Annotated in this window: 26 protein-coding genes, 1 tRNA gene and 1 pseudogene; 16 read left to right on the plus strand and 12 right to left on the minus strand. The window is 44.6% G+C overall.

The window, feature by feature from the left end; translation table 11 throughout:
• Nucleotides 1-76 precede the first annotated feature (76 nt).
• The 7 genes from trxB (at nucleotide 77) to ACH32G_RS07795 (ending at nucleotide 5,661) form a co-directional block, all read left to right on the plus strand.
• A complete protein-coding gene (gene trxB, locus ACH32G_RS07765; RefSeq protein WP_029575303.1) occupies nucleotides 77-1,027 on the plus strand; it encodes a thioredoxin-disulfide reductase in 951 nt (316 codons plus the stop codon).
• A gap of 274 nt (nucleotides 1,028-1,301) precedes the next feature.
• Nucleotides 1,302-1,769 carry an 8-oxo-dGTP diphosphatase gene (locus ACH32G_RS07770; RefSeq protein WP_095241274.1) on the plus strand — a complete coding sequence of 156 codons (468 nt, stop codon included), beginning with the start codon at nucleotides 1,302-1,304 and terminating at the stop codon, nucleotides 1,767-1,769.
• 25 nt (nucleotides 1,770-1,794) lie between these two features.
• Nucleotides 1,795-2,682 carry an RNase adapter RapZ gene (gene rapZ / locus ACH32G_RS07775; RefSeq protein ID WP_013353726.1) on the plus strand — a complete coding sequence of 296 codons (888 nt, stop codon included), beginning with the start codon at nucleotides 1,795-1,797 and terminating at the stop codon, nucleotides 2,680-2,682.
• Entirely contained in the window at nucleotides 2,679-3,632 is a 954-nt protein-coding gene (locus ACH32G_RS07780; protein WP_013353725.1) for a gluconeogenesis factor YvcK family protein, read from the plus strand. The genes rapZ and ACH32G_RS07780 overlap by 4 nt, the downstream gene beginning before the upstream one ends.
• Before the next feature lie 26 nt (nucleotides 3,633-3,658).
• Nucleotides 3,659-4,609 (plus strand): DNA-binding protein WhiA, encoded by a 951-nt coding sequence (gene whiA / locus ACH32G_RS07785; RefSeq protein WP_007407421.1) that lies wholly within the window; start codon nucleotides 3,659-3,661, stop codon nucleotides 4,607-4,609.
• A gap of 23 nt (nucleotides 4,610-4,632) precedes the next feature.
• A complete protein-coding gene (locus ACH32G_RS07790) occupies nucleotides 4,633-4,890 on the plus strand; it encodes an HPr family phosphocarrier protein (RefSeq protein ID WP_012118534.1) in 258 nt (85 codons plus the stop codon).
• Nucleotides 4,891-4,914: 24 nt separating this feature from the next.
• Complete coding sequence (locus tag ACH32G_RS07795; RefSeq protein ID WP_095241281.1) at nucleotides 4,915-5,661, plus strand: arylamine N-acetyltransferase family protein; 747 nt, start codon at nucleotides 4,915-4,917, stop codon at nucleotides 5,659-5,661.
• 62 nt (nucleotides 5,662-5,723) lie between these two features.
• Here ACH32G_RS07795 and ACH32G_RS07800 read toward each other — a convergent pair whose 3' ends face one another.
• Both ACH32G_RS07800 and ACH32G_RS07805 read right to left on the minus strand, forming a co-directional pair.
• Entirely contained in the window at nucleotides 5,724-6,188 is a 465-nt protein-coding gene (locus ACH32G_RS07800) for a ribonuclease (RefSeq protein ID WP_016937826.1), read from the minus strand.
• 130 nt (nucleotides 6,189-6,318) lie between these two features.
• Complete coding sequence (locus ACH32G_RS07805) at nucleotides 6,319-7,311, minus strand: 2-hydroxyacid dehydrogenase (RefSeq protein ID WP_366969815.1); 993 nt, start codon at nucleotides 7,309-7,311, stop codon at nucleotides 6,319-6,321.
• A 364-nt stretch (nucleotides 7,312-7,675) separates the two neighbouring features.
• On the opposite strand from ACH32G_RS07805, the gene ACH32G_RS07810 reads away from it, so the two are divergent.
• Nucleotides 7,676-8,266, plus strand: coding sequence for a beta-class carbonic anhydrase (locus tag ACH32G_RS07810; protein ID WP_095241440.1), 591 nt, complete (start codon nucleotides 7,676-7,678; stop codon nucleotides 8,264-8,266).
• A gap of 2 nt (nucleotides 8,267-8,268) precedes the next feature.
• Nucleotides 8,269-9,858 (plus strand): SulP family inorganic anion transporter, encoded by a 1,590-nt coding sequence (locus tag ACH32G_RS07815; protein WP_049627467.1) that lies wholly within the window; start codon nucleotides 8,269-8,271, stop codon nucleotides 9,856-9,858.
• Between the two features lie 44 nt (nucleotides 9,859-9,902).
• Here the strand turns inward: ACH32G_RS07815 and ACH32G_RS07820 are convergent, their stop codons facing one another.
• Nucleotides 9,903-10,223, minus strand: coding sequence for a MazG nucleotide pyrophosphohydrolase domain-containing protein (locus ACH32G_RS07820; protein ID WP_016937830.1), 321 nt, complete (start codon nucleotides 10,221-10,223; stop codon nucleotides 9,903-9,905).
• 115 nt (nucleotides 10,224-10,338) lie between these two features.
• Here ACH32G_RS07820 and ACH32G_RS07825 point away from each other — a divergent pair, with 115 nt between their 5' ends.
• On the plus strand, nucleotides 10,339-10,914 hold the full coding sequence (locus ACH32G_RS07825) for a TIGR00730 family Rossman fold protein (RefSeq protein WP_047477263.1): 576 nt from the start codon (nucleotides 10,339-10,341) through the stop codon (nucleotides 10,912-10,914).
• Nucleotides 10,915-10,922: 8 nt separating this feature from the next.
• On the opposite strand, the gene ACH32G_RS07830 is transcribed toward ACH32G_RS07825, so the two are convergent.
• From ACH32G_RS07830 to ACH32G_RS07840, 3 genes are all read right to left on the minus strand, one after another.
• A complete protein-coding gene (locus ACH32G_RS07830; protein ID WP_188154408.1) occupies nucleotides 10,923-11,762 on the minus strand; it encodes a hypothetical protein in 840 nt (279 codons plus the stop codon).
• Between the two features lie 178 nt (nucleotides 11,763-11,940).
• Nucleotides 11,941-13,317, minus strand: a complete 1,377-nt coding sequence (locus tag ACH32G_RS07835) for an MFS transporter (RefSeq protein WP_188154409.1) — start codon at nucleotides 13,315-13,317, stop codon at nucleotides 11,941-11,943.
• Between the two features lie 43 nt (nucleotides 13,318-13,360).
• Complete coding sequence (locus ACH32G_RS07840) at nucleotides 13,361-14,491, minus strand: 2-methylaconitate cis-trans isomerase PrpF family protein (RefSeq protein ID WP_099744154.1); 1,131 nt, start codon at nucleotides 14,489-14,491, stop codon at nucleotides 13,361-13,363.
• Between the two features lie 173 nt (nucleotides 14,492-14,664).
• Here ACH32G_RS07840 and ACH32G_RS07845 point away from each other — a divergent pair, with 173 nt between their 5' ends.
• Nucleotides 14,665-15,525, plus strand: coding sequence for a LysR family transcriptional regulator (locus ACH32G_RS07845; protein ID WP_188154410.1), 861 nt, complete (start codon nucleotides 14,665-14,667; stop codon nucleotides 15,523-15,525).
• A 41-nt stretch (nucleotides 15,526-15,566) separates the two neighbouring features.
• Here the strand turns inward: ACH32G_RS07845 and clpP are convergent, their stop codons facing one another.
• Both clpP and ACH32G_RS07855 read right to left on the minus strand, forming a co-directional pair.
• The gene (gene clpP, locus ACH32G_RS07850) at nucleotides 15,567-16,163 is read right to left on the minus strand and encodes an ATP-dependent Clp endopeptidase proteolytic subunit ClpP (RefSeq protein WP_003151513.1); all 597 of its coding nucleotides are present in this window, start codon (nucleotides 16,161-16,163) and stop codon (nucleotides 15,567-15,569) included.
• 241 nt (nucleotides 16,164-16,404) lie between these two features.
• Entirely contained in the window at nucleotides 16,405-17,379 is a 975-nt protein-coding gene (locus tag ACH32G_RS07855; protein ID WP_188154411.1) for a LacI family DNA-binding transcriptional regulator, read from the minus strand.
• A gap of 365 nt (nucleotides 17,380-17,744) precedes the next feature.
• Between ACH32G_RS07855 and ACH32G_RS07860 the strand changes: the two genes are divergently transcribed.
• The 3 genes from ACH32G_RS07860 to ACH32G_RS07870 all read left to right on the plus strand — a co-directional run bounded on the left by ACH32G_RS07860 (nucleotide 17,745) and on the right by ACH32G_RS07870 (nucleotide 20,788).
• Nucleotides 17,745-18,977: an MFS transporter gene (locus ACH32G_RS07860; protein ID WP_188154412.1), complete on the plus strand. Its 1,233-nt coding sequence runs from the start codon at nucleotides 17,745-17,747 to the stop codon at nucleotides 18,975-18,977.
• 14 nt (nucleotides 18,978-18,991) lie between these two features.
• Nucleotides 18,992-20,461, plus strand: a complete 1,470-nt coding sequence (locus ACH32G_RS07865; RefSeq protein ID WP_188154413.1) for a glycoside hydrolase family 32 protein — start codon at nucleotides 18,992-18,994, stop codon at nucleotides 20,459-20,461.
• A 251-nt stretch (nucleotides 20,462-20,712) separates the two neighbouring features.
• Nucleotides 20,713-20,788, plus strand: a tRNA-Arg gene (locus tag ACH32G_RS07870).
• A 472-nt stretch (nucleotides 20,789-21,260) separates the two neighbouring features.
• On the opposite strand, the gene ACH32G_RS07875 is transcribed toward ACH32G_RS07870, so the two are convergent.
• The 3 genes from ACH32G_RS07875 to ACH32G_RS07885 all read right to left on the minus strand — a co-directional run bounded on the left by ACH32G_RS07875 (nucleotide 21,261) and on the right by ACH32G_RS07885 (nucleotide 23,395).
• Nucleotides 21,261-21,455, minus strand: a complete 195-nt coding sequence (locus ACH32G_RS07875; RefSeq protein ID WP_188154537.1) for a hypothetical protein — start codon at nucleotides 21,453-21,455, stop codon at nucleotides 21,261-21,263.
• 184 nt (nucleotides 21,456-21,639) lie between these two features.
• Nucleotides 21,640-21,951 carry a hypothetical protein gene (locus ACH32G_RS07880; RefSeq protein WP_045925896.1) on the minus strand — a complete coding sequence of 104 codons (312 nt, stop codon included), beginning with the start codon at nucleotides 21,949-21,951 and terminating at the stop codon, nucleotides 21,640-21,642.
• Between the two features lie 16 nt (nucleotides 21,952-21,967).
• Nucleotides 21,968-23,395, minus strand: coding sequence for a lipase (locus ACH32G_RS07885; RefSeq protein WP_327814626.1), 1,428 nt, complete (start codon nucleotides 23,393-23,395; stop codon nucleotides 21,968-21,970).
• Between the two features lie 51 nt (nucleotides 23,396-23,446).
• Between ACH32G_RS07885 and ACH32G_RS07890 the strand changes: the two genes are divergently transcribed.
• The gene (locus ACH32G_RS07890) at nucleotides 23,447-23,761 is read left to right on the plus strand and encodes a DUF1433 domain-containing protein (protein ID WP_012118522.1); all 315 of its coding nucleotides are present in this window, start codon (nucleotides 23,447-23,449) and stop codon (nucleotides 23,759-23,761) included.
• A 188-nt stretch (nucleotides 23,762-23,949) separates the two neighbouring features.
• Here ACH32G_RS07890 and ACH32G_RS07895 read toward each other — a convergent pair.
• Nucleotides 23,950-24,060: pseudogene (locus ACH32G_RS07895) on the minus strand (sporulation transcription factor Spo0A); the annotation flags it as partial.
• Nucleotides 24,061-24,126: 66 nt separating this feature from the next.
• Here ACH32G_RS07895 and ACH32G_RS07900 point away from each other — a divergent pair.
• Nucleotides 24,127-24,465: a DUF1433 domain-containing protein gene (locus ACH32G_RS07900; RefSeq protein WP_188154415.1), complete on the plus strand. Its 339-nt coding sequence runs from the start codon at nucleotides 24,127-24,129 to the stop codon at nucleotides 24,463-24,465.
• Nucleotides 24,466-24,657: the final 192 nt, after the last annotated feature.

The following is a 24,657-nucleotide window of genomic DNA, read 5'->3' on the forward strand; positions in this document are numbered from 1 at the left end:
TATGGGTAAGGAATACGATTGATGGGGATTCTTATTCATATAGGGTGCGCCCCATTTCGAAAAGGAGTGAATCATGGTGTCAGAAGAAAAAATTTATGATGTGATCATTATCGGCGCGGGTCCGGCGGGGATGACCGCTGCCGTTTACACATCACGAGCGAACTTATCCACATTAATGATCGAAAGAGGAATTCCGGGCGGCCAGATGGCTAATACAGAGGATGTTGAAAACTATCCGGGTTTTGAAAGCATTCTCGGCCCTGAACTTTCTAATAAAATGTTTGAACATGCGAAAAAATTCGGTGCGGAATATGCATACGGCGATATTAAAGAAATTGTCGACGGTAAAGAATATAAAACGGTCAAAGCCGGTTCAAAAGAATATAAAGCGCGCGCCATCGTCATTTCTGCCGGAGCGGAATACAAAAAGATCGGCGTTCCCGGGGAAAAAGAACTTGGCGGCCGCGGCGTATCGTACTGTGCGGTATGTGACGGCGCATTCTTTAAAAATAAAGAGCTTGTCGTAGTCGGCGGCGGAGACTCGGCTGTGGAAGAAGGCGTCTATCTGACACGCTTCGCTTCAAAAGTCACCATCGTTCACAGACGTGATAAATTGCGTGCGCAAAGCATTCTTCAGGCGCGTGCCTTTGACAATGACAAAATTGATTTCGAATGGAATAAAACCGTAAAAGAAATCCATGAAGAAAACGGAAAAGTCGGCAGACTGACACTTGTGGATACTGTGACGGGAGAAGAGGAAGAATTCAAAGCTGACGGCGTCTTTATTTATATCGGCATGCTTCCGCTTTCTAAACCGTTCGAAAACTTGGGCATCACAAATGAAGAAGGCTACATTGAAACAAATGATCAAATGGAAACGAAAGTTCCCGGCATTTTCGCTGCGGGAGACATCCGTGAAAAATCACTCCGCCAGATCGTTACGGCGACAGGTGACGGAAGTATTGCGGCCCAAAGCGTTCAGCATTATGTGGAAGAGCTTCAGGAGACGCTCAAAACCGTTAAATAATCGCTGTAATGTTCAGTTTTTGAATCGTTACTGGCTTTTAATTCCGCTGTAACACGGGTGAAATACTGATGTTTTAAGATGAATGTAGTAATTGACCCCCTTTTTATATGAATACACCTTGGCACGGATTCCAGTATCCGTGCCCTTTTTTTGTAAATTTTTGTTTTCTGTCAAATAAAAGAAAAGGATGTCGGTGTCTCTGCATTGTGAGAGACATGCCGAAACGGTATAATGAAGAGACGATGATTTGTTGAGAAGGTTAGGTGACGTACTTGTGCAAAGAGTGACAAATTGTGTGCTGCAGTCAGATGATCAGGTTCTCCTTCTCCAAAAGCCGAGACGGGGCTGGTGGGTCGCGCCCGGCGGGAAGATGGAGAGCGGTGAATCAGTCAGAGATTCCGTCATCAGAGAGTACAGAGAAGAGACGGGAATTTATATATTAAATCCGCAGTTAAAAGGCGTGTTTACCTTTATTATTAAGGAACAGGAACAAATCGTGTCAGAGTGGATGATGTTTACTTTTGTCGCCGATTCCTACACGGGGCGGAATGTCGCTGAATCAGAGGAAGGCATTCTGAAGTGGCATGACGTGAAAGATATCCACAGCCTTCCGATGGCACCCGGAGACGGACATATCCTTGATTTTATGATCAAGGGCCAAGGGCTTTTGCACGGCACCTTTACGTATACGCCGGACTTCGAGCTGCTCAGCTATCGTTTAGATCCGCAGCTTATCAAATAAAAGAAAGACCTCAGGGGGGAGAAAGATGAGTGTGAATGAAAATCATGATATTCAGCTCGTCATTATAACGGGAATGTCTGGAGCGGGGAAAACCGTCGCCATTCAAAGCTTTGAGGATCTCGGCTATTTTTGCGTCGACAATCTGCCGCCTTCCTTGCTGCCGAAATTTTTGGAACTGATGAAAGAATCAAGTTCAAAAATGAGCAAGGTCGCGCTTGTCATGGATCTGCGGGGACGTGAATTTTTTGACAGGCTGATTGAGGCGCTGGATGAAATGGCGGAAAATCCGTGGATTACACCGCGCATTCTCTTTTTAGATGCGAAGGATTCCATCCTTGTGACGAGATACAAAGAAACGAGACGTTCTCATCCGCTGGCCGCTACCGGGCTTCCTCTCGAAGGAATCGCACTGGAGCGCCAGCTGCTTGAAGAATTGAAAGGGCGCTCTCAGCTGATCTATGACACGTCGGATATGAAACCGCGTGATCTGCGTGAAAAAATCGTGGCGCATTTCGCCACGAACCAAGGTGAGACCTTTACAGTGAACGTGATGTCATTTGGTTTCAAATACGGTCTTCCGATAGATGCCGATCTCGTGTTTGATGTAAGGTTTCTGCCGAATCCGTTCTACATTGAAAGCATGAGGCCGCTTACGGGGAAAGATGAGGAAGTCTCATCTTATGTGATGAAGTGGAATGAAACACAAAAGTTTATCGAAAAGCTTGTTGATCTGCTCGGCTTTATGCTTCCGTCTTATAAGCGGGAAGGAAAAAGCCAGCTTGTCATCGCGATCGGCTGTACGGGCGGCCAGCACCGCTCTGTTACACTCGCTGAGTATCTGGCTGATTACTTTAAAAAGGATTTCTATACTCATGTTACTCACCGGGACATTGAAAAGAGAAGCCGGAAATGAATAAGAAGCCGAAAATCGCAATCTTCGGAGGCGGAACGGGTTTGTCCGTGCTGCTCCGCGGATTAAAGCATAAGCCCGTTGATATTACGGCGATTGTGACCGTTGCCGATGACGGCGGAAGTTCAGGCCGTCTGCGGGATGAACTTCAAATTCCGCCGCCGGGTGACATCCGTAACGTACTGGCTGCTTTGTCAGATGTTGAGCCGCTCGTTGAAAACCTGTTTCAGCACCGTTTCAACAAAGGAAGCGACTTAACCGGACATTCGCTCGGCAATTTGATTTTGGCAGCGATGACGAATATAACCGGTGATTTCTTTCACGCTGTCACCGAAATGAGCAAAGTGCTGAATGTCCGCGGCAGAGTATTGCCGGCTGCCAACACCAGCGTCGTTCTTCATGCCGAAATGGAGGACGGGCAGGTCGTCTCCGGAGAATCGACCATTCCTTCTTACGGCCAGCGCATTAAACGGGTGTTCCTTACGCCTGAAAAAATTGATCCGCTGCCGGAGACGATTGACGTGATCCGCCAGGCCGACTTAATCATTATCGGCCCGGGAAGCCTGTATACAAGCATTCTCCCGAACCTGCTCGTGCCGAAAATCGGAGAGGAAGTCGTCAAGGCTGCGGCCAAAAAAGTATATATCTGCAATGTCATGACGCAGCCCGGCGAAACGCTTCAATACAGCGCGGCCGACCATGTTAAGGCGCTGAACGATCATATGGAGCAGCCGTTTATCGATACGATTTTAATCAATAATGAAGATATCCCTGACGAAATCAAAAGCAAATATGCGAAAGAGCTGGCCCGGCCCGTTGAATTTAACGTTGAAAAGCTGAAAGCCATGGGGCTTGAAGTGATCAGAGACCAGATTATCACGTATAAAAATGGCGTAATCCGTCACGATACACATAAAGTGGCTTCTCTTCTCGTCGATTTATTAAGGGACTAGAGGTCTTTTGAAATGAGGTGGCTAATATGTCATTTGCATCGGAAACCAAAAAAGAACTGACGAATCTGGAAGTGAAGGACTGCTGCGCCAAGGCGGAGCTGTCCGCGCTGATTCGGATGAACGGTTCATTGTCATTTTCAAACCGCCATCTCGTGCTTGACGTTCAAACCGAAAATGCGGCGATTGCGCGCCGCATTTATACATTGCTGAAGAAACAATATGATGTATCGGTCGAACTGTTAGTCAGAAAAAAAATGCGGCTGAAAAAAAACAATGTTTATATTGTACGCTTTTCTGAAAATGCAAAGCTGATTTTGGAGGAATTGAAAATCCTCGGGGAGAACTTTGTATTCGAGCGGAATATTTCTGAGGAACTGGTGGCGAAACGCTGCTGCAAACGTTCTTATATGAGAGGGGCGTTTTTGGCGGGGGGATCCGTGAATAATCCTGAAACATCGTCATACCACTTGGAAATCTTCTCGCTTTATAAGGAACATAACGATTCATTATGCGCGCTGCTGAATGAATTCCACCTGAACAGCAAAACGCTTGAACGGAAAAAAGGCTATATTACGTACTTAAAAGAGGCGGAAAAAATCACTGAATTTCTGAATGTCATCGGCGCCCACAATTCACTGCTGCGCTTTGAAGATGTGCGGATTGTCAGAGATATGAGAAATTCGGTGAACCGCCTCGTCAATTGTGAAACAGCAAACTTAAACAAAACCATCGGGGCTTCGCTCAGACAGGTGGAAAATATTAAATACATTGATGAACGGATCGGTCTTGAAGCGCTGCCGGAAAAGCTTCGCGAAATTGCGCAGCTGCGGATTGATTATCAGGAAGTCACGCTGAAAGAACTTGGGGAAATGGTTGCAAGCGGGAAAATCAGCAAATCCGGCATCAATCACAGGCTGAGAAAGCTCGATGAAATTGCAGAACAGCTGCGTACAGGACAAAGCATCACTTTGAAATAACCGTACAGAAAAGGGGAGATCTTATGGTTCAGGAGAAAGTGGAAGTGCGTTTAAAGACGGGATTGCAGGCGCGTCCCGCTGCATTGTTTGTACAGGAGGCAAATCGTTTTGCATCAGATGTGTTTCTTGAGAAAAACGGCAAGAAAGTGAATGCCAAAAGCATTATGGGATTAATGAGTCTGGCGGTCAGCACGGGGACGGAAGTCACTCTGATCGCTGAAGGCGACGATGAAAAGGAAGCGCTGGAGAAGCTGTCCGCTTATGTGCAGGAAGAAGTGTAAACACTTTGTAAGGGGGACGGAACGATGAATGAGTTTCTGAAAGATTGTTATCAAACGATAGGCTGGGAAAAGGATTCCCTCGATTTCAGCAACCTGCCGGAGTTTTTAAAGGCACTCGCGTATCGGTTTCCGTTTGAAAATCGCGCGGTTTTGTCCAAAAAAGAATATGACGTCACGAAAGAAGGACTGTGGCGGCACATGGTGAAGGAACCTCATGGCGGCCTTTGTTATGACTTGAATGGACTGCTTTATTTCATACTGAAAGATGCCGGATTTGATGTCAAATTGATCCGCGGAACGGTTTGGAAAAACGGCTGGGCGCTGCCCGGCACACATGCGGCCGTACTTCTTTCCGCCGGGGGGAGTGAGTACATCGCTGATGCAGGCTTCGGCCTCAATCTCGCCATGCAGCCTGTGCCGATGTCGGGAGACGAGATGGTATCAGCGGCCGGCGCGTTCCGCGTGAGGATAGAAGAGACGGAATTCGGGACATACATGCTTGAAATGAACAAAGGGGACGGCTGGCAGACAGGTTACGCATTTTCGCTTGAAGAAATCGATGAAAAGGACCTCAAGTCTATGAAACAAACAATCTTTGAACATGAACGCTCTCCTTTCAACAAACGCCTGCTTGCTTCTAAGCGGACACCGGAAGGGCACATGGTTCTGTCTGAACGCAATATAACAATAAAAAAACACGATGGCACAGCGGAAAACAGCAGAATAGACCGATCAGAGTTTGAAGAAAAGTTTAATACTCATTTTATGTAAAGCCTGCAGATTTCCTGCAGAAAAAAACGGCCTCCCGCAGGGAAGCCGTTTTTTGTTTCGGTTTATCTGATTTTCGTAAAGGTTTTATAATGATCTGTCGTCTTATAAATCAGCCAGTCGCTTGAGTAAAGAATCCGGTCTGAATTTCTGAAGCCTGATGTATAGTTAATATCCGCTTCACGCCACGTCCGCCCGCTTTTGGCCGGGAGTTTGCCTTCCCTGTTTGAGAAGATGTCTCCGCCGATGCTTTTTCCCGGAGCGACGTCTGCAAGGTTCCCTTTTGATGCTACCCAGCCGAGGGCCTGTGCCTCTGATTTTGTAATGTAATTATCAGGAAGTTTGTGATATGTCAGAAGATAATCCGCAACCCCATCAAATGTGTTGATAACCTGTGCTTCTGTGTGTGCCTTGTGAGACGGTGTTTCCGTCTTGGCATTCGTTGAAAACAGTATCCCCGCCGCCGAGAAAAGCACCAGTAAACATACGGAAATCCATGATAAACGTTTTTTCAAAGCAATACCTCCCATTTTTCATCATGTGAAGCTGATTCCTTTTTATTGTATCAGCATCGAAAGAAAGGAATAGATAGAATTTAAAAATAGTACTTTTGATCCAGCGAAAAATAAACCCCGGCTGAACCAACCGGGATTTTTCCTCTCATTGAAATTCTTTCGTGAGGTTTTTTGGTGTTTTTCCGTATACGGCGTCAATCATGTTTTGGGCGGCTTGCTTGAACATATTCAAACGGATTTTAGCCGTTGCTGAACCGATATGCGGAAGCAATGTGACGTTTTCCAGCTGGAGGAGCGGATTGTCTTCACCGATCGGCTCTTTTTCAAATACATCTAAACCGGCGCCTTTTATCCAGCCCTCCTGCAATGCGCGGATGAGCGCTTTTTCATCAACCGTCTTTCCCCGGGAAATATTGACGAAAAATGCCGTATCTTTCATCATTTTAAATTCCCGTTCTCCTATCATATGATATGTTTCGTCAGTAAGCGGCGTAATTAAAAGCACAAAGTCTGACGTTTTCAGCAGTGTATCTAAGTCGGCATATGTAACGCCGAGCTCTTTCTCAGCATCCGGTTTTCTATTGCGGTTATAGTATAACACGTCCATATCGAAGCCGAATTTTGCTCGTTTGGCTGCTTGTTCACCGATTCTGCCCATGCCGATAATGCCTAATGTCTGATGGTGGACATCCATACCGAAAAGGGATTCTTCCTCAACAGTTCCCCATTTGCCGGCCCGGACGAATCGATCCAATTCGGCAACCCGTCTGGCGGAAGACAGGATTAATGAAAAAGCCAGATCAGCGACCGTGTCATCCAAGGTGTACGGCGTATGTGTGCCGACGACCCCGCGTCTTTTCATTTCTTCTATATTAAAATTATCGTAGCCGACCGAATTGTTGCTGACGACTTTCAGTTTCGGCGCGTGATCCAGCAAATCACTGTCAATCGCCGTTCCGGATGTCAGCAGCCCTTCAGCATCCTTCATTTTCTCGTACAATTCTTCTTTTGAAATGGTATCTTCTTTCCAGATGTCATAGCGGCAATGCTCGCCTATCATTTGTTCGACTTCCGGCGGTATCGGTTTTGCGATGAATACATATGGTTTCAACGGGGCTTCTCCTCCTTTGTCTTTCATCTCTATTTTATTATATAAGAGAAGCGGTAAAGTGAGAAATATTCAAACGCATTCGGTTAATTTCTGGTTCTTTTGAACCCAAAATGAAAAGAAGAAGAGATATACATGTGTGATTTCTCCAATCCATAACAGAATCCGCCTATATTTCTAAAGGCAAAAGCGCGGGACCGCTGTTTTCAAAAGCTTTATAGGTTTGTATAAAGATAAATTTTATTATTTTTGAAAGATATAAATGAATATAATCTGAATTTACAGTTAAATTATCGTGTCTTTTTTTGAAAGCGCTTTTGAGGCCTTTTTCTGTGCTATAATTCCTTACTGTAAGCTGGGTAAGAAGGCTTGCAATACAATCGGATGGGAGATGATTAGAAAAATGGTTTCTTTATCAAGCATTTTGGAGCACAACCAGCAGTTTGTCCAAGAAAGGAAATATGAACCTTACCAAACGACAAAATTCCCGAAAAAAAAGCTTGTCATCGTATCCTGTATGGATACAAGGCTGACGGAGCTTCTGCCGCAGGCGATGGGACTCAGAAACGGCGATGCCAAAATCATAAAAAACGCGGGAGCCATTGTTTCTCACCCATTTGGAAGTGTCATGCGGAGTATTTTGGTTGCCGTTTATGAACTGCAGGCTGAGGAAGTCTGCATCGTAGGTCACCGCGAGTGCGGGATGTCGGGATTGAATGCGGCTTCCATATTAAATAAAGCAAAAGAGCGCGGCGTGGAGGAGAAATGTCTCAGCCTTTTGCAGCATGCGGGAGTCGATTTGGAGACATGGCTGTCCGGTTTTCACAGCGTCGAAGAAAGCGTGGCTCACAGCGTGAATATGGTCAGGCACCATCCGCTCCTGCCTGAAGAGGTGCCGGTGCACGGGCTGGTGATTGATCCGGGGACGGGGACGCTGGATGTTGTGGTTGACGGTTATGAAACAGTCAAAGGGGGATGCAGCTGACCATGCAATTTTCCGGCAGATATCATGGATACAATTTGCAGAAATTTCAGAAAGACTTGGTCGCAGGAATTGTCGTCGGAATTGTAGCAATTCCTTTGGGCATGGCCTTTGCCATCGCCTCCGGGGTCGGTCCGGAATACGGGCTTTATACCGTTATTGTGGCCGGAATTCTGATTTCGCTGTTGGGCGGCTCTAAATATCAGATCGGAGGGCCTACGGGGGCGTTTGTTCCCATTTTATTTGCCATTGTGATGCAGTATGGTTTTGAGAATTTACTTGTCGCCGGTTTCATGGCAGGCGTGATGCTCGTCCTGTTCGGCGTATTTAAGCTCGGGAAGATTATGAAATTCGTGCCGAAGCCGGTGATCGTCGGATTTACGGCCGGAATCGCGGTGCTGATTTTCTCAGAGCAGATCGCCCATTTTCTCGGTCTGCGCGATATTCAAAAGCATGAAAGCTTTATCCTTAACATTGCGGAGATCGGCAAAAAGATCGGAACCTTTAATTTGTACAGCATTTTGATCGCGGGAATTGCTTTGGCCATTTTGCTGTTATCAGCCAGGCTGATGCCGAAGATTCCGGGTGCGCTTGTGGCGCTGCTTGTATCTACAGCCGCGGCGGTCGTGTTTTTCCCTGACAAGATGGCGACAATCGGTTCTGCTTACGGAGAGATTCCGCGGCAGCTTCCGGCTTTTCAGCTTCCTGATTTCTCAATTGATAACATGATAATGATGTTTCCGTCGGCTCTGATCATTGCGCTTCTCGGCGGGCTTGAATCCATATTATCGGCAATGGTCGCGGATAATATGAAGGGATCACGGCATGACAGCAATAGGGAGCTTGTCGGGCAGGGCATCGCCAATATGGCCGCGCCGCTTTTCGGCGGCATACCGGCAACGGGAGCGATTGCGCGGACCGCAACAAATATTAAAAACGGCGCAGTTTCTCCGATTTCCGGTGTTGTTCACGGAGTCACCGTCCTCCTCGTCCTGCTCGTCTTCGCCCCGCTTGCCGTTCACGTACCGCTGGCAAGCATGGCGCCGGTATTGATGGTTGTGGCTTGGAACATGAGTGAACGGAGGGAAGTCGCCAATATGATGCGGCTGAAAAACACTGATTCATTCGTACTGGCGGCAACCTTTTTACTGACGGTTCTGTTTGATTTAATCATCGGCGTGTCTGCCGGTCTCGTGCTCGCTTTTGTTTTCTTTATCAGAAAAATGAGCGAATCGACAAGCGTCAAAACACCGCATGCCGCCGTCAAATCGGTTAAAAACGATTCGTCCGTCAGCACATATTCCATTGAAGGGCCGCTGTTTTTCGGTTCGATTGATTCATTGGAATCATCATTGCTGGAGAGGCTTCAGGAAAAGCCGAAAACGCTTATCCTGCTGATGAATAATGTGCATTACATGGATACTTCCGCAGAAGCGGTTCTGGGGAATGTCATGAACCGGATCAAACGCCATAACGGCAGATTGATGATCGTCGGATTGCAGTCTCAGCCGAGGGAGCTGATCCGAAAGACGGGGCTGTTTCATAAAATCGGAAAACAGCACTTCTTTGAGCATCAGGACGAGATAACGGGATAAATTCAGGTGCGGCCTGTCCATGAAAAAGCGGACAGGCCGTGTTTTTATTCGGTTTCAAAACGTTTAATCAGTTTTTCCTGATGGGCTCTCATCGCATCTTCTAAAGTGATTCCGTACTTATCGGCGAGGATGGCGAGGTTTCCGAGGACGTCACCCATTTCTTCCATCAGCTCCTGCCTGCGTTCTGACTGGGTCGCGTCCTTTTCATCCGGCCGGTCCCTGCCGATTTCATATGCTCTTACCGCCCGGGCGAGCTCACCCGCTTCTTCCATTAAAAAGCCGATTCTGATAAATGGTCCGTACGCCGTCCATCCTCTTTTTTCGTAAAAGTCTTTCAGCCATTGTTCTGTTTCAGCGATCTGCATGTGAAACACTCCTTATGTCCTGTATGATTCTTATTGATATTATCATATAGAGATGGGACAATATATAGTGTATTTTGATTTATTGATGTACATATATAGATGCGGAGATGAAAAAATGAAAACGATTTGTGTATTTGCGGGATCAAATCCGGGGGTAAATGAAGAATACAAACGCAAAGCGGCCGAACTCGGTGAATATATGGCGGAGCAGGGAATCGCCCTTGTTTACGGCGGTTCACGGGTCGGTCTGATGGGAACCGTTGCCGACGCGTTAATGGCAGGCGGCGGAAAAGCTGTCGGCGTCATGCCGAGCGGATTGTTCAGCGGAGAGATTGTTCACCAAAATCTGACGGAGCTGATTGAAGTCAGCGGCATGCATGAACGGAAAGCGAAAATGAGTGAACTTGCCGACGGGTACATTGCCATGCCAGGCGGCTTCGGAACTTATGAAGAGTTATTTGAAGTGCTGTGCTGGGCGCAAATCGGCATTCATCAAAAACCAATCGGACTTTACAATGTGAACGGTTATTTTGAGCCGATGATGAAGATGGTCAAATACAGCATTCAGGAAGGATTTTCGAATGAATCTCATTTGAAGCTGATCCACAGCTCCTCCCGCCCAGATGAGCTGATTGAACAGATGAATCGGTATACATACCCGATTTTAGATAAGAAATGGCGGGAATTGTAAGGAAGATTCTATAAGCAGTCGTCAGCATCAAGATGAATCAGCTCCCATTGCCCGGAGCTGTTTTTTCTCAGCTGTTTGGCTAACACGTCTGTACCATTTGTGAGCTGAAAATAGACAAAACGGTAATGACCGCCGTCTGTTCCGTCAAAATCAATTGTTTTGACATAACCATTCTGCCGGACAGGCCACCTTTTTTTAATAAGCTTGCACCAGCTGCCAAATTTGATATCAAGGCTGGTTTCTGCATTGTGCTGCCACAAATGGTAAGCGGCACACAAAAAATCTTCACCATACCAAGTTATTCGGCCGATCAGAAACCGGCCATTGTGTTTTTCCAACCGGACAATACCGTGATAATAAGCGAAAAATGTGACGTTTTGATTTGAACCTTGAATGGTTTCGATCTCAACGAAATAGCGCAAGCCTTCAAGCTGATTCAATTTGATCAGGTGGGTCTGGCCAATACCTTCAAATGAGGCAAGAAAAGCTTTGTAGGAATGTTTCTTACGGCAGGCCGGAGAGAAAAAGGCATAGGCAAGCGGAAAAGGAATGCGGGCCTGGCCGACTGTACCGCACCCCCCGGCTTTTTCGTCCGTAAGATTTTCGGCTTCACGTAAAACACTAAAATAATGTAAGACCGTTTTTTCAGGAGCCAAAGTGAGGGATTGGGGCAGATGAATGCTTTTCCAAGGCCTGTCAATATAAGGGTTAAAAAAGGAACTTTCAATTGCTGTGTTCAGGACAGGCAGACAAGAGGGTCTGAAATATGTTTCGGCATCAACTGCTCTGTAGGAAGATGGTTCGGCGGTTGCATCTAAACCATTCTGATCGGAAAGTTCTCCGCCCATAAAATACCTTTTCTTCCCGGGGAAAAACCGTTTTCTCCGCCTCATGCGTATCACGCCTTTCTTAAGGATAAGACATGTGTATGAGAATAAGATGAGAAAGAGACTGCGGTTGGGATTGAAAGAAGAACATCCATTTCCTCTGAGGAGATGGATGTTTTGCGTTTTGAGGTGTATGCGTTTACAACTTTTGCTGCGCAAATGTGTCTTCCGATATGAAATCATCCTGCTGCATCTTTTGTTTTTTTGACCCGATTCCAAAAATACCGACTGTCAGTGCACAAAGGAGCCAGCAGCCTGTAAAGAACAAGAAGACACTTAAAAATCCGTAGCCTGAATACAGGAAACTGACGACAAAGGGACCGGCTACATTCGCAAGACGTCCCACGCCGTAAGTGAGGCCATTTCCAGACGCCCTGGCTTCAACCGGATATAATTCCGGCGTATAAGCATATGCGATTGAACTGAACGTACGCTCAAACATATGCATGAGAAATCCGCATATGACAATGACCATCGGCAAAGGATTGATGCCGTAAATGAATCCAAGCGCCATAATAATGAACGATAAAACAGAAATGGCCCACTTTCGATCTACACGGTCAGAGATTTGCGACGCAATGAGAGCGCCAAGCGGGGCACCGATCGTTCCCAGAGTGACGTATACGATAGACTCATCCATTGATACGCCTTCTTTCACCAAAAGGGTGGGAACCCACGTGCCAAAGCCTTGAATGGCAATCGTGGAAGCTGCCCACATCGTCATTAAAACCAAAGTTCTTCCTGCTAAAGGCTTTTGAAATAACGTCCGATATGGAACGGATTTTACAGCGGTTTTTCTGCTTTTTAGAGCCGGAGCCGGTTCAGGCAGTTCACCCTTTTCTTTTTCTATTTTTGCTTCAAGCTCAAGCAGAATGCGGTGTGCCTGTTCGCTTTTTCCTTTCGTATCCAGCCATTTTGGTGATTCTTCCAGTTTTCTGGCGATCAGCGGAAAAAAAATACCGACTGCGCCGAATAGAAAGATAAACCGCCAGCCGTAAGAGGCGGACGGCACGACCAATTTAGCCACCCAGCCGGCTGCAGGAATTCCGCATATGCCTATCGTAATACAGATTGCCTGGTATTTTCCCTTGGCTGCGGAGGGGAAAAATTCGCTGATATACGTACTTGCCACAATCGTTGTGGCGCCGATACCTAAACTCGTAAGAAATCTAAAAACACCGAGTATTTCTGGGTTCCAAGCCAGAGAAGAGAGGAGGGAGAAGGAAGAGAAAAAGGTGACAACCAGAATTAAACCTTTTTTCCTTCCGAAACGGTCTGAAAACCATCCTCCGGCAGAGGCGCCGATAAACATTCCGAAATAGGAGACAGACGTAATAAAAGCGATGGTATGAGTGGATATGTTCCATTCCTTTAAAAGTGAAGGCGCCGCATATGAAAACGTATTTAAATCAATAAAATCAAAAAAGTAAGCGAATGAAAGGATAACGAGCACCGCTTGATGAGCCCTTGAAAAAGGCAGTCTGTTCAGTCGATTAGACGCGTTTACATTGATCATCTCGTATTCCTCCGTTTATCTTTGACTTGTCTGGGGGCTTGTATTAACCAATGTGATTCAGCGTATTCATGTTGTAACTTTGCTTAGTAAACACATAGCCTTCAGAGATTTTTCTTGCTGTGCGTACTACTTTAATCGTTGTTCCGTCCGGATCGGCATCTGCTTCGGTTTTTAAAATGCCGCTTGGATGCCCTAATCGGATTGTTTTTCCGGAGAATGAAAATTCAGATAATATCGTATCCTCCAATAACATGCCGGCGGTCGTGCATACCGCCCCTGTAATGGCTAAAGCTTGATGCGGTTTTTGCATGGACATCATACGAATGACAAGGTCCATTTCATGAGCGTGTCTCTTTATCCCTTTTGTATCAATATAATCCGCTGGGGATGAGATTAAAGTCAGTTTTGGTACGGCCGGTGATTTTGCCGAAGCCTCATGTCTCGGAGCGAATCTGCATTTCTCGGCTGCAATTGATCGGATTATTTCGAGCTTTTCCAATATATCCGGAGTATATTCGTCCGGAAGTTCTATGCCGGTAAGCCCCGCGTCCTCTGCTTTTACAAAGACAAGCGGATTGGCGTAATCAATAATCGATACGGAGATATTCCCATACGGTGTATCGAGAACATCAATAGGCTGACCGGTCGGAAACAGTTTTCCGGTCACCGCCCCTTCAGCCTGGTGAAATGAAAGATAAATAGGAGAAGCTGTACCTGGAACTCCCGGAATCGAGCAGTCTCCCTGATAATGAAATGTTCCGTTTTTGACTTCAACTTCTGCTGCGATCACTTTTTGAGTGTTTGTGTTTAAAATTCTGACTGTTGTCACCGGCTCTTCAGCCTGAACGAGCCCTTTCTCAATAGCATAAGGGCCTACGGCAGAAGAGATATTTCCGCAATTGCCTTTGAAGTCGGTAAATTTGTCAGTCAGACTGACTTGCGCAAATGTATACTCAACATCTGCGTCTTTTCTGGCGGATTTCTTAATAATGGCTGCCTTGCTTGTGAGGGAATGTCCGCCGCCGAGACCGTCAATTTGTCTCTCGTCAGGGCTCCCCATAATGTCTAAAAGAAAATCGCTCCATAGGTTTGTATCGTCTGGCATGTCTTTTTGAAGAATAAAAACGCCTTTGCTGGTGCCGCCTCTCATGACGGTTACAGGAACTTTTTCCATGCTGTCTCATCCTTACATCATTTTGTGTGGATAAAAAGGTACCGGTCCCTTTGGAAAATATCGTATGATAAATAAGGATTATAAGTAAAACATATAATTTTTATAAAGTTGAATAAAAAACTTTTATAACAGGAGAAAATTTTATAGCAGAAAAATATTTTGGGGGATTTTATATGGATGAAAAGGATTGGGCTGTACTCATTACATTATTCGAGGAAAAAAATATGACGAAGGCGGCAGAGCGGTTATATATGACACAGCCGGCATTAAGTTACCGGCTCAAAAACTTGGAATCGCAATTCGGAGTGCGCCTCTTTTATAAAAGAAAAAAAGGGATGGAATTCACTTCAGAAGGTGAATATCTGGTTGAATATTCGAAAGAGATGCTGCAGGAATTCAGAAAAATGAAGGATGATATGCTCAATATGAGCCATGAAGTCAGCGGGGTTCTCAGATTAGGAGTCTCAAGCAATTTTGCTCAGTATAAGCTCCCGGCGATTCTAAAACGGTTTTCTGATCAGTATCCGTCTGTTCAATTCCACGTCAATACGGGATGGAGTGCGAAGGTGATGGATCTGCTTCATCATTCCGGCGTGCACCTTGGGATTATGAGGGGAAATTATGATTGGCAAGGGGAAAAACAACTGCTAAATGAAGAGAGGCTGTACCTTATTTCAAAAACTGAAATCAACAGTGAGGACTTGCCCAAATTGCCGATGATTTATTATCAAACTGATGCTTCTTTGAAAAGTCTGATTCAAAAATGGTGGAATAATCAATTTTCTGAGCCGCCTTTCATTGCAATGGAGGTAGACAGGCAGGAAACCTGTAAAGAGATGGTGAAAAACGGTCTCGGTTATTCTGTTGTGCCGGAAATCTGTCTTCAGCCTTCTGATGAATTATACACATTGGCGCTGTCTTATAAAAATAACGAGCCTGTGATACGTGATACGTGGCTTATGTATGATTCTTCAGCGTTAGAATTGTCTGTCGTCAAAGCATTCATTACTTTTTTGAATGAAGATAGAACATAAAAAAACCTGCAAGAGTTTGAGACTCTCTTGCAGGCAGGATATTACTTCTGGTCTTCCGTATTGCGTGTCAGCACTTTATCGATTAAGCCGTATTCTAAAGCTTCATCAGCTGATTTGAAGTTGTCGCGGTCTGTATCGCGCTCGATCACTTCAAGCGGCTGGCCGGTACGTTCAGCAAGCACTTTGTTTAATTTATCGCGAAGCAAGAGAATGCGTTTTGCCGCGATTTCAATTTCTGTCGCCTGTCCTTGCGCTCCGCCAAGCGGCTGGTGAATCATGACTTCACTGTTAGGAAGCGCGTAACGTTTGCCTTTTTCACCGGCTGCAAGTAAAAATGCTCCCATAGAAGCGGCCATCCCGATGCAGATTGTAGATACTTTCGGTTTAATGAACTGCATTGTATCGTAGATTGCCATACCGGCAGTGATTGATCCGCCAGGGCTGTTAATGTAAATGGAAATATCTTTTTCAGGGTCTTCCGCTTCAAGGAATAAAAGCTGTGACACGATGGAGTTCGCAACGTTGTCATCAATCGCAGATCCAAGCATGATAATACGGTCCTTCAAAAGACGGGAGTAAATGTCATAAGCTCTTTCTCCGCGGTTCGTTTGTTCAATGACTGTAGGTATTAAATTCATAATGCTCCTCCTTCACCTTTTAGGTAAGTATGTATTTACATGATACATTTTTGGTCAATAAAGGTCAAACAAAACGCTGACCAAAATGCCAACCTTTTCTTCTAACACCATTTTTCCCAGAAAACAAAAAGTTCAAACAGCAAAGTAAAAATGGGTATTAACAACGCCGGCGCTTGAGAAAATGATATGGCCTGAGCAGCCGAAATAGAACGCTGGCGTGCCGTACGGCTGAACCGGCTGATTAAGTTGTCTGACCTTCTAGAAACCGCACCGGCAAATACGTTTCCAGCGGCAAATCATCAAATTCGCCTTCAATTTCTTTTACTAAAATCTCGATGGCTGTTTTGGAAATCAATTCGATCGGCTGCTGGATGGTTGTCAATTCCGGAAGGATCGATTGAACGGTTTCGGTGCCGTCATAACCGATCACTTTTAATTGAGCCGGGATGTCTTTTCCCCGTTTTTTGGCCTCCGTCATGACTGCTGCCGCCATCAGATCATCACTGGCAAAAATTCCGTCGGTGTCAGGCTGTTCATCGAATAACGATGAAATGATGTCATGGTCATGTTGATAAAAGGGTACTTCATATGTAATAGGCTGCCTTCCGTGTTTACGCATGACATCTTCGTATGCTTTTCTTCTGAGGTTTGCCGGTGTTTCGAGTTCAAGCGGGCCGTTGATATGGACGATGTGCCGGCACCCTTTTTCGATCAGCAGTTCCGCCGCTTTTTTTCCGCCGTCATAGTTGTCTGAGCCGATGACGGGAATTGAATCCGATAAGAAATGATCAATGGCGACAATCGGCAGATTTTGCTTATGATAATTGAGAATTCCCCGGTTGTAAGTCACGGCGATCACGCCGTCCACTTGGTTTCTTATCAGCATCTCCACATATTTTTCTTCTTTATCCTTTCGATGTAAACTGTTGCAAAGCAGCAGTTTGTAGCCCATGGACGTACAAATGCTTTCAATATGAAAAGCGAGTTCCCCGAAAAACGGGTTGCCGGAGTTTGGGATGATAAGCCCTATTAAATTGGTTCTTTTACGGAATAAAGAGCGGGCGAGATCGTTTGGAAAGTAATTGATTTCTTCCATCGCATTGTACACTTTTTCTTTTGTTTTTTCGCTGATATAGCCGCGGTTATTTAATACCCGCGAAACGGTTGTAGAGGAAACTCCCGCTATTTTTGCAACATCGTGAATGTTAGGCTTCATTCCCTTGCCCTCCTGCTTTACTGAAATGGCTTACAATTCTCGTCACGCACCTATTTTAGAGAATCGGGCTGACAAGCGCAAGGAAATTCCATATTTCTGCTAGGGGTTCGTTTTATTCGATTTGAATAATCAGAAAATTTTATGTCAACCGATTGACATATGAAACCGGTTGACATAAAATTCTTTATGAAAGCGCTTTATAAAGAGGATGAAGGGAAGTGACGGCGGCTGTTTGCGTAATGCAACTAAAGTGAAGTACCGGACAGCGCTAAAAAAGAAAGCGCTTACTTTATAGCGGGAAGGAATGACATGGCTCAGCGGTTCGGGAACGTGGAGTAAAAGGTCCTATTAAAGGAGCGGTGAAAATGAAAAACGCAAAAAGTCTGTATTGGAAACTGAGTGCTTATTTTTTCTTTTTCTTTTTTACTTGGTCTTCCAGCTATTCTTTATTTGCGATTTGGCTGGGGCAGGAAATGAATTTGAATGGATCATCGACAGGCATTATTTTTTCTGTAAACGCCGTATTTGCCTTGTGCATGCAGCCTCTTTACGGTTTTATTTCTGACAAATTGGGGCTGAAGAAAAAGATTTTATTTATGATCAGCTTTCTTCTCCTATTTACAGGTCCGTTTTATATTTTCATCTATGGACCGCTCTTACAGTACAATGTCTTTCTTGGCGCCATTGTCGGAGGCCTGTATTTGGGAGCCGGCTTTTTGGCGGGGATAGGCGCGATTGAAACGTACATTGAAAAGGTCAGCCGAAAATATCATTTCGAGTATGGAAAATCAAGAATGTGGGGCTCATTGGGCTGGGCGGCGGCTGCATTTTTTGCAGGACAGCTTTTCAATATCAATCCCAATATCAACTTCTGGATCGCGTCTGTTTCAGCCGTCATTTTAACGGCCATTATCATGTCTGTAAAAATCGAAATGACAGACCACGAGAAAAACAGAGCGGATTCGGTCCGGTTAAAAGATGTGGGGCGGCTCTTTTTAATAAAGGATTTTTGGTTTTTTATGATGTACATTATCGGCGTGACCTGCATTTACGGCGTATATGATCAGCAGTTCCCGATCTACTATGCGTCTTTGTTTCCTTCAGTGTCGATAGGCAACCAAGTATTCGGCTATCTTAATTCAGTCCAGGTATTTTTAGAGGCCGGCATGATGTTTCTTGCGCCTTTTATCGTCAATAAGTTCGGAGCGAAAAACAGTTTGATTTTAGCGGGGTTTTTAATGGCTTTCCGCATCGTCGGGTCCGGAATTGCAGTTGAGCCTGTAGGAATTTCATCAATGAAACTCATCCACGCACTGGAACTGCCGATTATGCTGATCGCCGTTTTTAAATATTTGGCGGCCAATTTTGATACGCGTCTGTCGTCCGTCCTTTATCTCGTCGGTTTTCAATTCGCATCTCAGGCAGGCGCGTCGATTCTGTCGCCGCTGGCGGGAGGATTATATGACAGTGCGGGGTTCCGGCAAACTTATCTCATCATGGGAATCGTCGTCTTTGGTTTTACCGTCATCTCCATATTTACTTTATTGGGCCCGAAACAAAACAGCAGGCGTGTTCAGCGTCTGCAAAAAATCGGATAGAGAGGATGTCGCAAATGGATAGAATTCAGCAGGCGGAAGAAGCTTTGAAGGAAGCCGAGGGTAAAGTGAAACAAAGATATCGGCTGGGGTACCACATTATGCCCCGGGCGAATTGGATCAATGATCCGAACGGGCTTATTCAGTTTAAAGGAGAATACCACGTCTTTTTTCAGCATCATCCGTATGATGAGAATTGGGGGCCGATGCATTGGGGGCATGTAAAGAGTAAAGATCTCATTCATTGGGAGCACCTGCCGGTTGCCTTAGCTCCGGGGGATGCATTTGATCAAAGCGGCTGTTTTTCGGGAAGCGCGGCCGATGATAACGGACGCCTTACTTTAATCTATACAGGCCATAATATGATTGATCAAGAGAAAGACCTTTTCTATCAAACTCAAAATATCGCGGTCAGCCAAGATGGAATTGTGTTTGAAAAGCTTCAGGAAAACCCCGTTATTGCGGCACCGCCGGAAGACAGCGCCCGTCATTTCCGCGATCCGAAAGTATGGAAGCATCGCGATGATTGGTATATGGTCATCGGCAACTCCACAAAAGAAAATGTCGGACGGGTCGTTTTATACCGTTCATCTGATTTGCGTGATTGGGAATACGCAGGTGTTCTCGCCCAAAGTGACGGTCATCTCGGCTATATGTGGGAATGTCCGGATTTCTTTGAATTAGGCGGCAAACATGTCCTGCTGATTTCGCCACAGGGTATTGAAGCGGACGGCGATTCATATAACAATTTACATCAAACCGGTTATTTAATCGGTGACTATAATTATGAAACAAATAAATTTACACATGGCGCTTTTACAGAGCTGGATTACGGCCATGACTTTTACGCCGTGCAAACATTACTAGATGATAAGGGACGCAGAATCGCTATCGGCTGGATGGATATGTGGGAATCTGAGATGCCGACAAAAGCGGACGGATGGTGCGGTGCATTGACGCTGCCGCGAGAACTGACATTGCGTGACGATCATAAACTTTTGATGAATCCCGCCGAAGAAACCAAGCAGCTGCGAACAAAGGAATACCGGGAATGTGCAGGCCGGCAGATATCAGGGAGTTACTTGGCAAAGACGTCCGAAGACCTGCTTGAAGTTCGAGTCGTGTTTGATATAAACGATTGCGATGCCGAATCGGCAGGTTTTAAGATTCGCGGCCTTGGTGAAGAAGAACTTGTGCTTAAGTACAATCTAACGGATAAAAAATTGACACTTGATTGCACCAAAATGGGGAAAGCGAAAGACGGTGTGAGAAGAGTGCGGCTGGATGCAAGCGGCAAGCTGGCGCTGCGGATATTTATTGACAGATCTTCGATTGAAGTATTCGCCAATCATGGAGAAGCAACGATGACAAGCCGTATCTATCCGAAAGAGGGCAGATTGGGGCTTGAGCTGTTTTCTGAGAAAGGCGCTGTAAAGGTTGAGGAATTCACCTATTGGACGTTAAAAGACATTTGGAAAAAAAGCTGAAACGTGCTTTTTCTGAAGTGACTGGAAAAGTACTGAGCAGCTGAAATGACTGATCGCATCAGGCGTGTGAGCCTTTTGAAAAACAAGCCGTTATGCGGGGCGGGATTATGCTGCATGAGGACGCTGCATAATCCTGTTACTATACATACATCACTGCAGCAGAAGCGCCGTAAAGTTCACTATTATTGAAAAAGTGTTGCTTTCTGCGCGTGTCTTTATTATAATATAAAGGTATCTGATTGAAAAAACGTGCGCTCGTAGCTCAGTTGGATAGAGCGGTGGTTTCCGGTACCACGTCTGTCGGGGGTTCGAATCCCTCCGAGCGCGTCAAAAGCATGAGATAGCTTTAAATGAATAAAGCTTAAAGAAGTCGAAAACCCTTGCCGTGCAAGGGTTTTTCTTTGTTTCGATGGACTTATTGGGAGCCCGAGAAAGCGTTAAAAAACGGATTATTTCATTTCGTTTTGCACAAACTTTGCACATGGCTTTGAGTCGTATCAATACTAGCAAGTCCTAATCGTTTTGATACATCATAAATGGATCACAAGCCATAATGTCGTAACGACAGCAACCATAAAGTAATCTCCGTCAGTAAGCTTAGTACCATTTTTAATTAAGACGTTCGCAACCCAATTGGCTTTTGTTCCTTCTGTCGCATTGAGAGCAACCTTCTTACCAACATTGTAATAAACCACTTTAAATAAATAATACACTAACGTACAGAACAAAAAGAGCAATATGAACTTTCCTATAAACAATAACACGCTTCAATCACTCCTTCCTTACAATGCCCATTATTTTACCAAATAAGGATTTTGTTTAAAAGAGGATATAGCCTAGCCGAAAAAAAATCCCACTCGTTTAGTGTCCCGGTGGCTTTTCCTGCAGCGCGGCGGGCTATCCTTTTTCCAAGCCTGCCGTTTTTGGCAGCTTGAACATCGCCAAGAATACGCGCGATTTTATACAATAAACCTCTTGTTTTGTTAATGTTCATGATAAGCTTCTTTTATTCTCCCGCTCTCACTTCCCGCCGGCTACTCATTCCGACTGACGGATCAAAGGATTATCAAAAACCTTATATATCAACGTTCATAGAGGTATATGATACATTCTCCGAGCGTGTCAGTTAAGATGATAGGAAAAACCCCGCAAATAATAAATCCGCGAGGTTTTTTATTTTACCTTGTTTTGAAACTGTTAATGAATGTGTCTCTGTTATTTTCGGTGCCGGCAATCAGCCGCGCACTTTCACTGATCCGCTGTGCGAGAGCTTTTTGCGCCTTGCCTTCGAAGCTGTTCAATAAAGCTGAGTAAACTTCATATAATTCATCTTTCAATGTGTCCATTTCGAATGTCGGTTTCAGTGTTTGGCGCACTGTTTCCAGTTTTGTCCCCGCTGCCTGCGTCATGACGGTTTTCAGCATTTGCCGCTGCAGCCTTTTCTTCATCGGGTCGTCCTTATGTTCTAAAAGTTCGTCTAATGTCGGCATTATGTATCCACCTCTATCATCTTAACCAGTTTGCGAGCATCTGGTCTTTTTCCTGAAATTTGTCCGCTATTTTATGTAAGAATCCGCCGATCTCTTCAAGGTCCGTGATCGCGGCCTGCAAAGAATCAATAAACGCCTGCTCAGCCTGAGTGTCGTAAAAAATCGGGCCTTTATCGTAGGATTGCGCAATATCTTCAATTGTATTGGTCACGTCCTGTGCTTGAAGCTGATCAAACAAGCCGTGTCCGACTTGGCCGTAAAATTCTGTTTTCAGCTCGGCGATTTTTTCATCGTGCTCCTGATAGGCGTTCTGCGCTTCTTTTTTCATCGTCCGCAAATCCTCAGTCATGGCCTGCACCTTTTCAGCCAGCTTCTTTGCGTTTTTCGGCGTTACTTTTATCGCGTCTCCGCTACCGATCGCACCGGCCGGCAGAAGAGCGCCGAGATTTTTATCGAAGACTAACTCATCTCCGTTCGGATTTGTGATGTTTCCGTTTCGGTCAAATATGAAATTCGCTTCGTTTAAGCCGTGTGTATCCGGATTTCTCAGAATGACGGTAGTAAAGAAATAAGCGAGATTCTTGCTGATCTGCTCGTTTAAGTTCCCATCAAGCCGCTGCTTTCGGCTGAACTGTGAGAGTGAGGGGTTTTTCGTATAAATCGTTGTCCCGTTGTGGCGGTCATATTCGTTCCAATAACCTGCCCCGACCATGTCGTCCGGATTGATAATTGACCGGATGTAAGGATCGTATATGCCGCTGTTGATGTCTTTCTGTGTTTCTTCATCGTGCAGTTTCACGACGGAAGGACTGTTAAACGCAACGGCATAAATATCATTATTCACCGCGCTGTATTCGGCCTCAGCGCCGCCGAGTGAATGGCCGGTTGTTGAAATAATCGTTGACGTTCCGGCATACTTTTTCTTTACGCTCCGTACCAGCTGATCGGCTTGATCGATTTGTGATGTTTTCGTTATCAGCTTATACTTTCCGGTTGTGAGCATGGCGTCTTGAGAGGGCGTTCCATTGTATTTTCCGAGTGTTTTAGACGTGTCTTTCGCATCTTTTTTTACAATATAATACACTTCTTTTTTCGGATTATTTCCGAAAACAATATTCCCGCCGTCCGCTTTTACGCCGTCATTGATCGGGTCTTTTCCGATATCGGTTCCGGCAAAGGCGACGACCACGTTTTCGGGGTTTTTTGATTTTACCCATTTGCCGTTTTTTGTCTTGATGCCTTTTGAGAATACAATGGCATCGAGACCCGTATCAGAATCCTGCTTCACTTTCTCAACGTACCAATATGACGTCTTACTTATTTTATAAGGAGTTTTATATTTCATATGCAGGGCTAACATTTTATAATGGTAAGCTGCTTGACTCAAACGATAATATTCTTTATCTGTGACATTAGAGACGGTTATTTCTTTTCCTTTTGGCATATATACATCACCTTTCTTATATTGTAAAATAGTTCCGAAAGGATGATACGCATGAGAAAATACATTATTATCCTAATTGTTATAATTATAGCAGTGGGAGGTTTTTTCGTGAAGCGTCAATATGATAAACATAAAAACGAAGAAAAACTTGTGATTGAGGCGCAAGAGCACATGAAGAATTACTTAAAAAAAGACTATAAAAATGTACAGGAAGTTCATTTTTCAAAAGACTACAATATCGATCCGACAGGCGGAGTTGAAGTTTCAGGCTACATAAATAATAATAAAGAAAAAGAATTTTCCGGTATATATGATCCAACGAACAAGGAGATAGGGATTTCAGTGGTCAATGCCGAAGAAAGGTAAAATACCCACATCAGGATGAGTGGGTATTTATTTTGTTTAATTATCTTACAAAATTCGTGATATGTTTCTCATACAGTTCAAACCTATTCCTGAGATCAATCGCCTCTACCGTCTCATTTGTCGAGGTATCCCCGATATTAACGGTAACCGCATACAAATATCATGACAACTCAACGATAGGAAAAACGTCAGATCAGCATTTTACTCGCTTTAAGTTCCAATCTTAACTTGTCAGCAACAATCGCGATGAATTCTGAATTGGTTAGCTTTGCTTTTGACATGCTGAAAGTATATTCATATCAAGTTTTCGCTCATTTCGTTTACTTAAAAACGACAGTTATTTATAGGAAAGGATTGATTTCCAAATGAAAAAGTACATAATTATCCTTATTTTAATAATTATAGCAGTTGGGGGACTTTTTATGAAGCATCAGTATGATCAAAAGGAAAAAGAGATTGCGTTATTCGAAGAAGCCCAGAATCATATGGAAAAGTTTTTAACAACGAACTATAAAAATGTGGATAATATCCATTTTTCTGAGGATTACAATATCAATCCAATTGGTGGTATTAGTGTTAAGGGTTATACTAACGGAGAAAAAGAGTTTGAAGGTCTGTATGATCCAAACAATAAAGAAATATTGTCGTATACGGTTGATGCCGAACCTAAAGAAGAATGTATAGATAAGCTTTGTATAAGATAAATTAGCCCGCTCAATCGAGCTGAGCTAATTTTGTTTTATTGCTCTTACTCTATCTCCTCGACATAAAACAAATCTTCCATAGGTACATTTAATCCTCAGTTAATAATGAATAGTGTTGTGATATCATATTTTGTATTTGTTGCTTATCGCAGCCTCAGTAGAACCAACTAAATCAGCCAATTCCTTCTGGAT

This window comes from Bacillus sp. CIS52 (genome assembly GCF_053545315.1).

What these genes read in the sequence shown, in the direction of transcription:
- ACH32G_RS07840 (WP_099744154.1), bottom strand. Translation starts at nt 14,491, where the DNA reads ATGGAAAAAGTTCCTGTAACCGTCATGAGAGGCGGCACCAGCAAAGGC.
- ACH32G_RS07865 (WP_188154413.1), top strand. Translation starts at nt 18,992, where the DNA reads ATGGATAGAATTCAGCAGGCGGAAGAAGCTTTGAAGGAAGCCGAGGGT.
- ACH32G_RS07835 (WP_188154409.1), bottom strand. Translation starts at nt 13,317, where the DNA reads ATGATCAATGTAAACGCGTCTAATCGACTGAACAGACTGCCTTTTTCA.
- clpP (WP_003151513.1), bottom strand. Translation starts at nt 16,163, where the DNA reads ATGAATTTAATACCTACAGTCATTGAACAAACGAACCGCGGAGAAAGA.
- ACH32G_RS07875 (WP_188154537.1), bottom strand. Translation starts at nt 21,455, where the DNA reads ATGAACATTAACAAAACAAGAGGTTTATTGTATAAAATCGCGCGTATT.
- rapZ (WP_013353726.1), top strand. Translation starts at nt 1,795, where the DNA reads ATGAGTGTGAATGAAAATCATGATATTCAGCTCGTCATTATAACGGGA.
- ACH32G_RS07830 (WP_188154408.1), bottom strand. Translation starts at nt 11,762, where the DNA reads ATGGGCGGAGAACTTTCCGATCAGAATGGTTTAGATGCAACCGCCGAA.
- ACH32G_RS07825 (WP_047477263.1), top strand. Translation starts at nt 10,339, where the DNA reads ATGAAAACGATTTGTGTATTTGCGGGATCAAATCCGGGGGTAAATGAA.
- ACH32G_RS07890 (WP_012118522.1), top strand. Translation starts at nt 23,447, where the DNA reads ATGAGAAAATACATTATTATCCTAATTGTTATAATTATAGCAGTGGGA.
- ACH32G_RS07880 (WP_045925896.1), bottom strand. Translation starts at nt 21,951, where the DNA reads ATGCCGACATTAGACGAACTTTTAGAACATAAGGACGACCCGATGAAG.
- ACH32G_RS07855 (WP_188154411.1), bottom strand. Translation starts at nt 17,379, where the DNA reads ATGAAGCCTAACATTCACGATGTTGCAAAAATAGCGGGAGTTTCCTCT.
- ACH32G_RS07795 (WP_095241281.1), top strand. Translation starts at nt 4,915, where the DNA reads ATGAATGAGTTTCTGAAAGATTGTTATCAAACGATAGGCTGGGAAAAG.
- ACH32G_RS07805 (WP_366969815.1), bottom strand. Translation starts at nt 7,311, where the DNA reads ATGAAAGACAAAGGAGGAGAAGCCCCGTTGAAACCATATGTATTCATC.
- ACH32G_RS07800 (WP_016937826.1), bottom strand. Translation starts at nt 6,188, where the DNA reads ATGGGAGGTATTGCTTTGAAAAAACGTTTATCATGGATTTCCGTATGT.
- ACH32G_RS07790 (WP_012118534.1), top strand. Translation starts at nt 4,633, where the DNA reads ATGGTTCAGGAGAAAGTGGAAGTGCGTTTAAAGACGGGATTGCAGGCG.
- ACH32G_RS07780 (WP_013353725.1), top strand. Translation starts at nt 2,679, where the DNA reads ATGAATAAGAAGCCGAAAATCGCAATCTTCGGAGGCGGAACGGGTTTG.
- whiA (WP_007407421.1), top strand. Translation starts at nt 3,659, where the DNA reads ATGTCATTTGCATCGGAAACCAAAAAAGAACTGACGAATCTGGAAGTG.
- ACH32G_RS07860 (WP_188154412.1), top strand. Translation starts at nt 17,745, where the DNA reads ATGAAAAACGCAAAAAGTCTGTATTGGAAACTGAGTGCTTATTTTTTC.
- ACH32G_RS07885 (WP_327814626.1), bottom strand. Translation starts at nt 23,395, where the DNA reads ATGCCAAAAGGAAAAGAAATAACCGTCTCTAATGTCACAGATAAAGAA.
- ACH32G_RS07820 (WP_016937830.1), bottom strand. Translation starts at nt 10,223, where the DNA reads ATGCAGATCGCTGAAACAGAACAATGGCTGAAAGACTTTTACGAAAAA.
- ACH32G_RS07815 (WP_049627467.1), top strand. Translation starts at nt 8,269, where the DNA reads ATGCAATTTTCCGGCAGATATCATGGATACAATTTGCAGAAATTTCAG.
- ACH32G_RS07845 (WP_188154410.1), top strand. Translation starts at nt 14,665, where the DNA reads ATGGATGAAAAGGATTGGGCTGTACTCATTACATTATTCGAGGAAAAA.
- ACH32G_RS07900 (WP_188154415.1), top strand. Translation starts at nt 24,127, where the DNA reads ATGAAAAAGTACATAATTATCCTTATTTTAATAATTATAGCAGTTGGG.